Consider the following 12060-nt stretch of genomic DNA (forward strand, 5'->3'; position numbering starts at 1 on the left):
AAAGCCCAGCGCGAGGCTGGGCTCAAAGCAACTAATCTGCAAGAGACTAAGCGTCTGGAACTTCTTTATCGAGTGCAAGCTTTGGATCAGCCACCTCTACCCAGCCTTTCTTCAAATACTCATCTACCACAATTCTACGTATCAAAAAACAGTAGATGATTGGCAGTCCAGCAATAGGTATAGCTGCCCAAGGCGGGCCTGCAAACAGCCCCAACCCTATAGCAATACCCCAGATCAATAAATGGCGCCAAAGGCCGGCGAAGCAAAGATAGAGTGGGCCTAGGAACAATATTGCCAGAACCTGAAACGCATCGACTTCTTCAACCTTGCCATTGTCTAGACTTTTGAAGTATCGGGCCATTGCACTCTCCGTGTGGGGGTTAATTCGGAAAAATAGCACTGGGAAAGCCAGATGCAAAGAGCCCTGCGTGGGGCTGGGCTCTTCTGTTGTGAGCTCAGCCCTTCTTCAGTGCGATGAAAGCACCGCCGACTCCAAAAACAGCACTGTAGCCGGCCCCGCACGGAACGTCGGGTTGTGCTTGGCTGCCTCAAGCATATGCGGAGCGAGATCATGGGCATCAAGCGCTTCTTTTGATGCCCACTTCTCGATCAATACAAAGCTATCGCTGTTTCCGACTACAGGATGGATATCATATTGAATGCACCCTTGCTCAGCCCTGACCAAAGGAGCGAGTTTTTCAAAAGCCGCGAGCTGGTCCGAGCCTCGACCTGGCTGGGTATTGATGATGACGACAAGCCGAACTTCATCAGACATAGGTAACACGCCGCATACTAAAGAGGGGAAAACACAGTACGCTACAACCAAGTACAGATGCAAAAAGCCCAGCGATGAGCTGGGCCTAACTGGTTCAACTAGGCTCCGGTCACGGGAACTCTGCCAGCGTTGCAGTAAGGTAGTTGAATTTTTGATTTAGACTTATCGGCGGACTTCACCGTCCCATAGGCGGTTGCTAATGTGGACACCGCGTCCACTGCCATCTTCAGTCCGGGTGTCGAATCGGCGCCCACCTTTGCCAAGCTACCGTTATCGTTTAGGTCTACCGAGAATTTAGAGGTTTCGAGCCATCCAGCCTCGTAACGGATATAGCTTTCCTGGGCCGCCGGGATTAGCTTCGTTTCAGTGACTTGGACCGCAAAGCAGCCAGTGTTTTCGTCGCCGCCGGCGTAACGTAGCATCTCACCTTCTTTATTCAGGATTTTGTCCTGAATGTAATGCTCCTTTACCTGAACTAGCCGAAAAAAAGGAACACCCTCACAACCATTCTTGCAGTCAGATTGCTCATACGTGACAATTTTCCCTGAGCATCCTGCCAGCACGGCTATCACTGAAAAAATCATAAACCGTTTCATGCCCACTTCCTCCCCTATATGGCTTATTGCCACAACAAGATCGTAGCGGGCGCTAGCGGAAGCGCCATTTTTCTACGATCTCACCTGCTGACCTGTCCAGGCATCCAGCGTGAATGGAATGCCAGTGGCGCCGGGGAGCGCGTCGATAGTAGCCTCTGGCCTTCACTCAACCAAGGAATGGTCATGTCGATCAGAAGTCTTGCAAAGAACCTACCCGCCGATCCAAACAACAAGGGTCACGTACTCGGATGAGGCGTGTGCCGTAATGCGACATGGGACTTTGTAGATATTTACGCCTCAAAAGATGCGGCAGATGCCGAAGCTGCAAGGCTCGGCGAGGGTTATTCGGTTGATTTTGGCTCTCATGAGCTGGGTACCGACAACTACCTTGGCGGGCTTACGCCACCGGGCGCGCCAGGCAAACAACGGGGCACTAAAGGTTAACGTATGCGAGCCATAGTAAGGGCGTCGACCAGCACGCCGTCACGGACGGCGTATTTCCGTAGAGTCCCCTCCACTTCAAACCCAAATTTCTGGTAGAGGGCCAAAGCGGCTTCGTTGTCTGAATACACAGTCAGCTCAACCCGGACCAGGTTCATCCAGTTGTCAGCGATGTCTAACACAGCGGCCATCAACTTGGATCCGACACCTTTACCGTGCCAGTCCTGAGCCACGCCCATGTAGACCGACCCGACATGGCTTTGGCGGATTCGCGCGTATTGGTCCAAGCCTATATTGCCGATAACCTTAGCCTGATTGATGGCAACTAGCTGAACGCGACGCTCATCACAGCCCGCTAGACGACTACGCCAAATATCGTTTGGCTGATAGGGCATCTGAAGCACTTGGCGGCATACAGCCGGCTCGTTGTAGAGCGCGGTCACGCCTTCCACGTGAGCATCAGTGAATCGCTCAATGACGATTTCTGCGGATGAGACGGTCACTGTTTTCAATCCTCTGTGAAGCGAATGGCAAAGTAGTTTAGAAAATCACGCCGCCAAAAAGCCAGTACCAAATATATGGCCTTCAAAGGCATTAGCTGACACTAAGCGGAGCAGGAGTTGCATCGCATAGCCCGCATCCAGTAACGCAAACGACAAACCTGGCTCGCACTGCCGGCCAGCGGGATAGAAGAGGTAGGCCATGGCCAAGACTGCGCAGGAGCGCTCGGCGAAAACCGCCAGGGAGCGCGTGGCACTTGCCGAAGAGGAATTGAGGCTCAGGCTTCGCCCAGGTACACGTCAGGCGCTGGCCGACCTGATGGAGTGGTCCGGCATTACTGAGCAGGGCGAGGCGATGACGCTGATGATTCATCACCTGCACGCACTTGGCTCGACGAAGTGCCGTCCACTGCTATCACCGCCGCGCCACGAAATCGAGATATCGCAAAACGTGGCGCGGGAATTCCGCAACAAAAGCCTCCTCGCCATCCAGAAAGACCCGGGCGACGAGATCATCGAACCAGCATAACCCACCCTACTCGCTGCATCGGGTAACAAAGCCCCCTGGTCGCCTAGTCGGAGACACCTGACTACCGCTCAATACAAGAACATCTCACGTGCGCTGGCACGCCTCAGTAAAAAACTATTCAAACCAGTTTAATTGGCACTTTTTTGCTTACAGCAGATATTACCCGACTAAATACAAATGCCTTAGTGCAAAATCCTAGAGATCCTCAGCTGAGATTTCGCGACCAAATGAACCGTCCAGTCTCTTGTTCAGCAGTTCTCTTACGACTTTAAGAACTTTAGGAGTACCCATACCCATTTTTATGAATCTATCCAGTATCTCGTCTTCGCCGAGGCCTTCAGATGCAAACTGTTTTAGTTGTTCAGCAAGTGTAGGCTCCCAAAACTGCTGATTTATAGCGGAAAAAGATCTTCGCGTCATATCGGGCGAGCGCGACTCTTTCTCAAGGGATCCAATTCTTTTACCTAGCGCTCGAGTACTATCCAAAATTTCCGCCAAAATATCATTATCAGAACGGGGCATTGCAACCTCACGCGGCAGGTTTTCCTCCAGAGCGTTTTTAAAGGAGCTAAGGAAACTAGGCCAATAAACATTAAATATTTTCTCAAGTACTCTCTCCTCTAAAGCTTGCTCGCCAAGACAAACATTGAGTGTTTTCACAAGTTCCAAAACACTATCCTCGTTAGGAAGAGTGTGATTAAACTGGGCTAGCGGATCTACTAAATCTGACGGTTGGAGATCAACCAAGAATGTACATACACGGCTACTACTCAATCCCTTTGCAAGCGCCCCAGTCTCAAACAATATCCAGGGCTTGCTTTTATTTTCCTGCGTCAGACAGACAATGCCTACCGATATATCCCTAAGCTTTTCGTTTATTTCTGAAAACCAAAGAGATCCGCGCTCAATGTGGCGTGTTGATATCCATGGCTGCGAGGCCTGGAGTACACATTTTATCCAATCACTCATAACCTCTGCGACGGCTCTGCTGCGGTCGCCAGACCAACTAATGAATACTTTCAATTCTTGCTCCTTGATCCGGCTCCATGTCGGTCACCCGTAATACCCCATATCAACAAATCATGCCAGCCGCCAGCGCCCTATCGCCTTCTGTTCGTATAGGGAATAAAGCTACCCAAGAAAAAGACAGTCGCAGGCCCTATGAGCCACGCGGCGGTCGTTCCCGGACTGACAATTGGTACGGCAATAGCAATTGCAAACAAGCCTATCCCTGTCCATAGCCTCTTACGCGGCGTGAACCACTCGCGGAACGCTTCAAGCTTTTTACCGACCATTACCACCTCCTTGTTTGATAAGCAGCAAAGCATATCACCCACCTTAACGAATCACGCCAGCCGGCGAGGCCCCCTATGTCCGCACAACAGAAGAAACACCCCTTCGATTTCAAAACCCAATACGGACTTGGCTTCAACCCTTAGGACGATGAGATCGTTGTCGACTTCTTCTGTGGTGGTGGCGGTGCCGGCCTGGAAACGGGCCTGGACCGTGCGGTGAACGTGGCGAAGAACCACAGCCCGCAAGCGATCAGCATGCACACCGTGAACCACCCAGAAGCCCTGCACTTCACCACCGACGTGTTCGAGGGTGATCCGGACACCGAATGCGGCGGCAAGGCCGTGGCCTGGTTCCACATGTCACCGGACTGCACCCATCACAGCCAGGCGGCCAGCTGCGCAAGCGTGAGATCCGCAACCTGTCGTGGATCGGCCTCAAGTGGGCAGGCATGAAGCGCCACCAGGTGATCAGCCTGGAGAACGTGAAGCAGATCCTGCAGTGGGGGCGGTTGATCGCCAAGCGCGACAAGGACACCGGGCGCGTGGTGACCCTGGAGCAGGTGCCGCACCCAACCAAGAGAGGAAAGACCACCAATCGGGTAGCGGCACCGGGCGAGCAAGTACCGGTATCGAATCAGTTCCTTGTGCCAGACCCGAAGCAGCGCGGCCGTACCTGGCGGCGCTTCATCGCCCTGCTGGAAGGCATGGGCCACGTCGTTGAGTGGAAGGTGATCAGGGCGTGCGATTTCGGCGCCCCGACCAGCCGGGAAAGACTGTTCATGATCGCCCGGTGCGACGGTCAGCCGATCATGTGACCGGAGCCGACCCACGCAAAAAAACCGGTCAAGGGCCAGCAGAAGTGGAAGACCGCCACTGACTGTATCGATTTCAGCGACCTGGGCAAAAGCATCTTCGGCCGCAAGAGGGACCTGGCCCCGGCCACCCTGCGCCGCGTTGCCAAGGGCATGAAGAAATTCGTCATCGACAACCCGGCGCCGTTCATTGTGCCGATCGCCAACTGGTCAGGGCAGACAGTGCAGTCGGCCGATGAGCCGCTGCCGACCGTTACGTGCGCCAATCGCAGCGAACTGACGCTGATCAGTCATGGTCGGTGCGGGTGGCCCGGTGTACGCCGGGCACCCCGTATCAGCAGACCAGCCGATCGGCACGCTCATGACTCGCAGCCACCGCGCTGTCGCATCGGCCTGCATCGTCCAGGCCGGGCACGGCGAGGATTCCGGCACAAACAAACGGCGCTCCCACGGGGTGAACAATATATGCGGGCCGATCCTTCAACATCACCCAGCAGGTCCACATGTGCGGCAACAGTGTCAGCCCGCCGCCGATGGCTGCGTCGGCGAGGGCCAACGATCCGTGGAGAGTGGCCGAACGCCAGGCGGAAGCCGCCTAACAGCCACATAGCGATTGCCAAGGCAGTGACAAAAGCCAGCCCAGTAACTGCTGAAGGACGTCAAGTAACAGATTGCTGATTATTTGAAGGATGAGGTCTACGATTATTCGGTTCATGTGAGCGCCTTTTAATTGGGACGCTGCCTATGATCCTCTCGGTTCTGAGCCCGCTGTATACCGGAAACTTTGTCGCATACCTTCCTACAAGTCGCAACTTTCGCTCACGCCCCCCATTGACACCATTACGCCGCCCGGGTATGGCCCGGCAAGGACTCCCCATACATACAGAAAACAAAACTCAGCAATGGTCATTGAGCTTACAAATGGAAGATTTTTATCAAAGCAACCAAGGCAAAACTAAGGGACTTGAAAATGAATAACCGCGCCAGATTTAACTATTATTCCGGTCAAGTTGTTGAGGTGTTCGTACCAGACTCGATCGCAATGGCAGGCTTCCGATTCGCTGGAGCCTACAAAAAGAGCGACGCACCTTCATTCTCGTCGGGTGCCAATGGGCCGTTGAAGATAAGCCTTATTTCAAACCTTGGAGTTGAGTCAGCAGCGCGCGCCAGTAACTGGTACGGTCTATTCGCTTGCGCGAATACTGGTGACGCATCAGCTAAGTACAAGCTCATGCCGTTTTTGCGTATCGGTTCAATTGCAGGCCCCGTTGCAAGTTTCACTTACGGCGGAGAGGGTCCGTCAGCGCACGTGGTCACACCTACTTCTTACGCATGGGCTGACGACTCGTTACGTGGAGCCGACTGCCTCGTGATCAATGAGGCTGGGCGCTTCTCTGCGCGCGTCACAACCATTACTGGCAACCGTACAAGCTCTGTCACTCTGGCGGAACCGGGTGGTATCGGTGCGTTTGACTTCTTGCTGCCCTCGCCGCCAGGGTTTGAACACTATGTGTATTTGGGCTCTTTCTACCGCGATACTGCGGAAGTTCGGAATATTGCAGATACCGGCGCTGCGGTCGGTAGCTACGGCGTACAAGTGCAAGACCCAAACTTTCCGCTGTCCGGCCCTATTGCACAGACAATCCCTGGATCACCTGGCATAGGCGCACGCATTAACTTCGGCGGTTACATATCCCCACTGGCCACTGCCGTGACGTTTGAAAACGGCGAGAAACTCAATACTGCATCGATTGGCTTGTTTGCCATTAATTTTTCGCACGATGGTTCTAACCACGTGGTTGAGCGCCAACTGTTGTGCAAAGAATCCTCTCCTGTCTATTACCGTGCCCAGGTCATAACAATGCCGTTTTCTATTGGCCAGTTTAGCTACGCGTGGACCGGTGGCAGCTTGCAGGCCGATCGCACCGGCACAATTCAAATTTATGGGAGTATTGAGCTATGAGCGAAGTGAAATTCAAAGCATGCAGCCTGCGTGCTAATGCGATTGTTATGCAGGCGGAAGACTTTGACCTAGTAACCGCTTAGCGTGACGCCCTGCAACAGCGCCTGACAGCAGCGGATGAGCGGGTGGATGGGCTTCAGGAGCTGCTTAGGCTGCCCTTCAAACATTGCGGCTATCTAGAATTGAAGATGCTTTGCGGTCATACCACCTGATTGTGGTATGACCCAACTCCCCACCTACTGCTAGTGCCTGCTGGCACTGGCACAACTGATTTGCTGAAACCTCTGTAACCCCTCCCCCTTCAAAGTCAGCCGTTATAGCGGCAAGGTTAAGGGCAAGCTATCGGCTTTCGAGACTGCTCTTTAGTCCACATATTTTGGCCTTTGATAGATCCCTTGGACCAGGACTCGGTAATCAGTGAGCAGTTGCCGTTCAGTTTCTCAACAAAAGTCCTCGGATAGCCTTCAGGCTCATCACCTATGCGCAACCAATTTGGATCTGTCGACGTAACAACAGATTTACTTGAACTGCAGGCTGCCAAGGCAGCTAACGAGAGCACTAAAACTACTTTCTTCATGTAATCCCCAAGAAAACCGACAAATCGTCTAGCCATTATGTTGCCACTAATCCTTCTCAAACACAGCCGGCGCTAATGCGCCAGTTGGTGAAGTCCTGCCTGAAATCAAAGAGCGCCCCATCCTGTTCTCGGCGCCGATGGTGCGCGCCATCCTGAAAGACCGGAAGACGGTCACGCGCCGGGCGGTGAAGCTCCCACTCATGGACCGCACGGTCGGTTGCGAGCTCTCCGGCAATGAAATCGGGCCGAAGGAAATACGCAACAACTGCCCGTATGGCGTGCCGGGACAGCGGTTGTGGGTGCGCGAGACCTGAGCTCGTGTCGGCAATGATGATCCGGGCCATTTTGACCTTCGGCGCCACCTACCCTTACTGCCTGCCGCCTAGCCTGGAAAGCATTCCGACTGCCAGCCAGATCCGCTGGAAGCCAAGCATCCACATGTTCCGCCGTGACAGCCGCACCCTGCTGGAGATCACTGACGTGCGCGTCGAGCGGTTACAGGACATCACCGAGGAGCAGGCCAAGGCCGAGGGCGTGCGGCTCTACACCGATCATGCCGAACTCGGTGACTGGTGGCACGTTGAGGGAATCGAGACCTACAGCGCCGACCCTCGAAAGTCTTTCGAGCTGCTTTGGTCATCCGTCGGCGGTGACTAGGAAGCAAACCCGTAGGTCTGGGTGATCGAGTTCAAGCGGGTGACGCCATGATCGCCACCCTCTGGTTCGCCTACCTGATTGTCACGGAGGATGGGCGACAGGTGACCAAGCCGATGCTGCGATTGCGCTTTGACGACGCCAGGGACCGGGCGATAGCGACAGCCCGCGAGAAAAGCGACGGGATTCTTGCGGCGAGCATTCGCCAGTTCCAACTCCGCGATATCCGGCCGAAAGCCGCCAGCGAGATCCTAGACCTGGGCGATGCCAGCCGCTTCCTGGGGCACACGGACAAGCGCATCACGGAGACGGTCTACAGACGCATTGGCGAGATCGTAAAGCCGACTCGTAGATCTCGAATCTGGCGGAGTTGCGGAAACCGCCTGAAATGAAGCGGAAACGATCAGATGCTTCACTGCCGACACTCCTAAACCCCAGAAACACAAAAGCCCCGCATCAGCGGGGCTTTCGTGTAAATCTTGGCGGGAAACCAGGGATTCGAACCCTGGGAACGCTATTAACGTTCGCCGGTTTTCAAGACCGGTGCATTCAACCACTCTGCCAATTTCCCTTTTGCATCACAGGATTATAGCAGCCCATCCTGTCTCAGCGGGCGCCATAATACCCGAATGAAACACACTGTCAAACTCTCGCCATCGCTTGTTACAGAGCGTCTGTTATGATCTTTGCGACTGAACGTTTCAAAACCGAAGGAGTGTCGCCATGCGCGAACAGAATTACGCAGTGAATGGTAACGCGCAGGCTGAGCAGCTTGAAGTCAGCCGCGTCTTGCGCAACACCTATGGCTTGCTCGCCCTTACCCTCGCATTCAGCGGCGTAATGGCGTTCATGGCGCAGCAGATGCACGTCGGCTACCCGAATGTCTTTGTCGTGTTGATCGGCTTCTACGGTCTGTTCTTCCTGACCAACAAGCTGCGTGACTCGGCCTGGGGACTGGTGTCGGCGTTTGCCTTGACCGGTTTCATGGGCTTTATCCTCGGCCCGATCCTTAACCGTTACCTCGGCATGGCCGGCGGCGCGGAAGTGGTCAGCTCGGCGTTTGCCATGACAGCCCTGGTGTTTGGTGGTTTGTCGGCGTATGTGCTGATCACCCGCAAGGACATGAGTTTCCTGGGTGGCTTCATCACCGCCGGCTTCTTCGTGTTGCTGGGGGCAGTGGTCGCTGGCATGTTCTTCCAGATCAGCGGTCTGCAGTTGGCGATCAGCGCAGGTTTTGTGCTGTTCTCCTCCGTGTGCATCCTGTTCCAGACCAGCGCCATCATCCACGGCGGTGAGCGCAACTACATCATGGCGACCATCAGCCTGTATGTGTCGATCTACAACCTGTTCATCAGCCTGTTGCAGATCTTCGGCATCATGAGCCGCGACGACTGATTGCCAGCAGTACAAAAAATGCCCCGTATCGCAAGATACGGGGCATTTTTGTTTCAGGGCGCTTTGTTCAGGGCTCAGTACTGGTTGGGCTCCATCTCCAGATCGACCTTGAAACGCTGGGCAATATCCTGCTGGATACGTAGCGCCAGGTTGGCAATGTCATGCCCGGTGGCGCCGCCGTAGTTGACCAGCACCAATGCCTGCATCTTATGCACGCCGGCATCTCCATCACGAAAGCCCTTCCAACCGGCCTTGTCGATCAACCAGCCGGCAGCGAGTTTCATCTGCCCGTCGGCCTGGGGATAGGCCACCAAGTCCGGATACAAGCCCTGCAGCTCGGCGGCCAGCGCCTGGGACACCAATGGGTTTTTGAAGAAGCTGCCGGCATTGCCCAGTTCTGCGGGGTCCGGCAGTTTTTCCCGACGTATATCGCAGATCGCCCGGCTGACATCGCTCGGGGTGGCGTCGGTAATCCCCTGCCCGGCCAGGCGCTGTTGCACGGGGCCGTAGTCGAGCTTGAGGTGGCTGACGCGGCTCAGGGCAAACCGCACCCGCAGGATCAGCCAACGTCCGGTTTCGTGTTTGAACAGGCTGTCCCGGTAGGCGAAGTTGCATTCTTCCAGGCTGAAATCACGCAACTCGCCGGTCTGGCGATCCAGGGCCGTCAAGCCGGCGAACACATCCTTGATCTCCACTCCGTAGGCGCCGATGTTTTGCATCGGTGCAGCGCCCACGGTGCCGGGGATCAGGCTGAGGTTTTCGAGGCCGCAGAAGCCATGTTCCAGGGTCCACAGTACGAACGGGTGCCAGGCTTCGCCCGCTTCGGCCTCGACCACCACATGCTGGCCGTCATCCTGCAGCACCCGAATACCCTGGGTCGCCATGCGCAATACCAAGGCCGGAATATCCCGGGTCAGCAGCAGGTTGCTGCCACCACCGATCACCAGCAGCGGTACTGCCTGGGCGGCGGCATAGGCCAGGGCCTCGCGAACATCCGCGTCGCTGTGGGCCTCGGCGAAGAGCTGGGCACGCACGTCGATGCCGAAGCTGTTGAATGGCTTGAGCGATACCTGCGCAAGCACTTGCAAGGTCATAACCGCCCCTTCAATTCGATCACCAATAAATCACAGGCTCGTTCGATCAGGTCCAGGACCCGCTCAAAGCCTTGTTCGCCTTCGTAGTATGGGTCTGGCACCTCGTCCACTTCAGAGTCGTAGCGGCGCAGGAACAGGTCGAGCTCGGCCTTGCCCTGCCCCGGCTGCATCGCTTTGAGGTTACGCAGGTTGCTGTGGTCCATGGCCAGGATCAGGTCGTAACGCGCAAAGTCGGCGCGGGAGACCTGCTGCGCACGCTGGGCCGACAGATCGTAACCGCGCTGCCGCGCTGCCTGTTGGCTGCGTGAATCCGGTGGGTTGCCGATATGCCATTCCCCCGTGCCGGCGGACGCTACGTCGACCTGGCCAGCCAAACCCGCTTCGCGCAATTTATGGCGCAATACGCCTTCAGCGGTGGGCGAGCGGCAGATGTTGCCCAGACAGACAAACAGAACCTCCATCAGGCCCCCAGCAGGCGGCGCACGCGCTCGAGGTCTTCGTGGGTGTCAACACCCGCAGGCGGTGCTTCCAGAGCATCGCCGACATGGATACGCACGCCATGCCACAGGGCACGCAGTTGTTCCAGGGACTCGGTGTTTTCCAGCCAGCACGGGCCCCAACTGACGAAGTCATGCAGGAAACCGGCACGGTAGGCATAGATACCGATGTGACGGCGGTACGGCACGCCTTCTGGCAACCGGTCAGGATGCCTGGCAAAAGCATCCCGCGCCCAGGGCAACGTCGAGCGGCTGAATGTCAGCGCCAGGCCGTTGATGTCGCTGACCACCTTGACCACGTTCGGGTTGAACAGCGTTTCAATGTCTTCGATGGGCTCGGCCAGGGTCGCCATGCGCGCTTCGCCATGGGCCGCCAGGTTCGCGGCCACCTGGTCGATCACGCGCGGCGGGATCAACGGCTCGTCACCTTGCACATTGACCACGATGGCATCAGGCGCCAGGCCAAGTTGTGTGGCCACTTCGGCCAGGCGGTCGGTGCCGGAATTATGGTCTTCGCGGGTCAGTACCGCTTCGGCACCGAAGGTTTTGCACGCATCGATAATGCGCGGATCATCGGTGGCCACCACCACGCGTTCGGCGCTGCTTTTGCAGGCCTGTTCCCACACCAGCTGAATCATCGGCTTGTTGCCGATCAGTTGCAGCGGTTTACCCGGCAAGCGGGTCGAGGCGTAGCGCGATGGAATGACAACGGTAAAGGCTGTAGTCATTTATCCAGGCGCTCGTCGGTGGTCAGCGTGCGGGCTTCGCTTTCCAGCATCACCGGGATGCCATCACGGATCGGGTAAGCCAGGCCGGCGCCTTTGCTGATCAGTTCGGTCTTGTCCGCGCTGAGCTTGAGTGGGCCTTTGCAGATCGGGCAAGCGAGGATGTCGAGCAGTTTGGTGTCCATGAGTGTTTCCTGGAATGAAGCG

The 12060-nt window shown here is 56.0% G+C and carries 13 protein-coding genes, 1 tRNA gene and 2 pseudogenes; 6 read left to right on the top strand and 10 right to left on the bottom strand.

The features are described 5' to 3' along the window. Positions 1–46: 46 nt before the first annotated feature. The 4 genes from PverR02_RS19205 to PverR02_RS19225 form a co-directional block, all read right to left on the bottom strand. Positions 47–361 carry a hypothetical protein gene (locus PverR02_RS19205; RefSeq protein ID WP_079444169.1) on the bottom strand — a complete coding sequence of 105 codons (315 nt, stop codon included), beginning with the start codon at positions 359–361 and terminating at the stop codon, positions 47–49. Between the two features lie 105 nt (positions 362–466). After that, on the bottom strand, positions 467–775 hold the full coding sequence (locus PverR02_RS19210) for a putative quinol monooxygenase (RefSeq protein ID WP_057004405.1): 309 nt from the start codon (positions 773–775) through the stop codon (positions 467–469). A gap of 98 nt (positions 776–873) precedes the next feature. Then, on the bottom strand, positions 874–1371 hold the full coding sequence (locus tag PverR02_RS19215; RefSeq protein WP_079444170.1) for a hypothetical protein: 498 nt from the start codon (positions 1369–1371) through the stop codon (positions 874–876). 440 nt (positions 1372–1811) lie between these two features. Further along, complete coding sequence (locus PverR02_RS19225; RefSeq protein WP_079444171.1) at positions 1812–2315, bottom strand: GNAT family N-acetyltransferase; 504 nt, start codon at positions 2313–2315, stop codon at positions 1812–1814. 199 nt (positions 2316–2514) lie between these two features. Between PverR02_RS19225 and PverR02_RS19230 the strand changes: the two genes are divergently transcribed. Next, positions 2515–2841 (top strand): hypothetical protein, encoded by a 327-nt coding sequence (locus PverR02_RS19230; RefSeq protein WP_079444172.1) that lies wholly within the window; start codon positions 2515–2517, stop codon positions 2839–2841. A gap of 195 nt (positions 2842–3036) precedes the next feature. On the opposite strand, the gene PverR02_RS19235 is transcribed toward PverR02_RS19230, so the two are convergent. After that, positions 3037–3864, bottom strand: coding sequence for a TIR domain-containing protein (locus tag PverR02_RS19235; RefSeq protein WP_079444173.1), 828 nt, complete (start codon positions 3862–3864; stop codon positions 3037–3039). Positions 3865–4211: 347 nt separating this feature from the next. Here PverR02_RS19235 and PverR02_RS19245 point away from each other — a divergent pair. From PverR02_RS19245 to PverR02_RS19265, 4 genes and pseudogenes are all read left to right on the top strand, one after another. Beyond that, a pseudogene (locus PverR02_RS19245) lies at positions 4212–5366 on the top strand (DNA cytosine methyltransferase); the annotation flags it as partial. A 552-nt stretch (positions 5367–5918) separates the two neighbouring features. After that, positions 5919–6911, top strand: a complete 993-nt coding sequence (locus tag PverR02_RS19250; RefSeq protein WP_079444175.1) for a hypothetical protein — start codon at positions 5919–5921, stop codon at positions 6909–6911. Positions 6912–7583: 672 nt separating this feature from the next. Then, positions 7584–8145, top strand: a pseudogene (locus PverR02_RS19260) (hypothetical protein). Positions 8146–8192: 47 nt separating this feature from the next. Beyond that, on the top strand, positions 8193–8534 hold the full coding sequence (locus tag PverR02_RS19265; protein ID WP_424801389.1) for a site-specific integrase: 342 nt from the start codon (positions 8193–8195) through the stop codon (positions 8532–8534). Positions 8535–8622: 88 nt separating this feature from the next. On the opposite strand, the gene PverR02_RS19270 is transcribed toward PverR02_RS19265, so the two are convergent. Continuing rightward, positions 8623–8713: transfer RNA gene (locus tag PverR02_RS19270), tRNA-Ser, on the bottom strand. Between the two features lie 152 nt (positions 8714–8865). Between PverR02_RS19270 and PverR02_RS19275 the strand changes: the two genes are divergently transcribed. Further along, complete coding sequence (locus PverR02_RS19275; RefSeq protein ID WP_057004407.1) at positions 8866–9537, top strand: Bax inhibitor-1/YccA family protein; 672 nt, start codon at positions 8866–8868, stop codon at positions 9535–9537. 74 nt (positions 9538–9611) lie between these two features. On the opposite strand, the gene murB is transcribed toward PverR02_RS19275, so the two are convergent. The 4 genes from murB to PverR02_RS19295 are packed head-to-tail and all read right to left on the bottom strand — an operon-like array spanning position 9612 to position 12038. Beyond that, positions 9612–10631, bottom strand: coding sequence for a UDP-N-acetylmuramate dehydrogenase (gene murB / locus PverR02_RS19280; RefSeq protein WP_079444176.1), 1020 nt, complete (start codon positions 10629–10631; stop codon positions 9612–9614). Further along, positions 10628–11092 (bottom strand): low molecular weight protein-tyrosine-phosphatase, encoded by a 465-nt coding sequence (locus PverR02_RS19285; protein WP_017848010.1) that lies wholly within the window; start codon positions 11090–11092, stop codon positions 10628–10630. Before PverR02_RS19285 ends, murB begins: the two co-directional genes overlap by 4 nt. Beyond that, a complete protein-coding gene (kdsB, locus tag PverR02_RS19290; protein WP_017848011.1) occupies positions 11092–11856 on the bottom strand; it encodes a 3-deoxy-manno-octulosonate cytidylyltransferase in 765 nt (254 codons plus the stop codon). The genes PverR02_RS19285 and kdsB overlap by 1 nt, the downstream gene beginning before the upstream one ends. Next, positions 11853–12038, bottom strand: a complete 186-nt coding sequence (locus PverR02_RS19295) for a Trm112 family protein (RefSeq protein ID WP_003174668.1) — start codon at positions 12036–12038, stop codon at positions 11853–11855. Before PverR02_RS19295 ends, kdsB begins: the two co-directional genes overlap by 4 nt. Positions 12039–12060 lie beyond the last annotated feature (22 nt).

It is taken from the genome of Pseudomonas veronii (assembly GCF_002028325.1).
Classification (GTDB): Bacteria; Pseudomonadota; Gammaproteobacteria; order Pseudomonadales; family Pseudomonadaceae; genus Aquipseudomonas; species Aquipseudomonas veronii.

Coding starts and splice junctions, on each gene's coding strand:
- PverR02_RS19205 (WP_079444169.1), bottom strand. CDS start 361: ATGGCCCGATACTTCAAAAGTCTAGACAATGGCAAGGTTGAAGAAGTC.
- PverR02_RS19210 (WP_057004405.1), bottom strand. CDS start 775: ATGTCTGATGAAGTTCGGCTTGTCGTCATCATCAATACCCAGCCAGGT.
- PverR02_RS19215 (WP_079444170.1), bottom strand. CDS start 1,371: ATGAAACGGTTTATGATTTTTTCAGTGATAGCCGTGCTGGCAGGATGC.
- PverR02_RS19230 (WP_079444172.1), top strand. CDS start 2,515: ATGGCCAAGACTGCGCAGGAGCGCTCGGCGAAAACCGCCAGGGAGCGC.
- PverR02_RS19250 (WP_079444175.1), top strand. CDS start 5,919: ATGAATAACCGCGCCAGATTTAACTATTATTCCGGTCAAGTTGTTGAG.
- PverR02_RS19265 (WP_424801389.1), top strand. CDS start 8,193: ATGATCGCCACCCTCTGGTTCGCCTACCTGATTGTCACGGAGGATGGG.
- PverR02_RS19275 (WP_057004407.1), top strand. CDS start 8,866: ATGCGCGAACAGAATTACGCAGTGAATGGTAACGCGCAGGCTGAGCAG.
- murB (WP_079444176.1), bottom strand. CDS start 10,631: ATGACCTTGCAAGTGCTTGCGCAGGTATCGCTCAAGCCATTCAACAGC.
- PverR02_RS19285 (WP_017848010.1), bottom strand. CDS start 11,092: ATGGAGGTTCTGTTTGTCTGTCTGGGCAACATCTGCCGCTCGCCCACC.
- kdsB (WP_017848011.1), bottom strand. CDS start 11,856: ATGACTACAGCCTTTACCGTTGTCATTCCATCGCGCTACGCCTCGACC.
- PverR02_RS19295 (WP_003174668.1), bottom strand. CDS start 12,038: ATGGACACCAAACTGCTCGACATCCTCGCTTGCCCGATCTGCAAAGGC.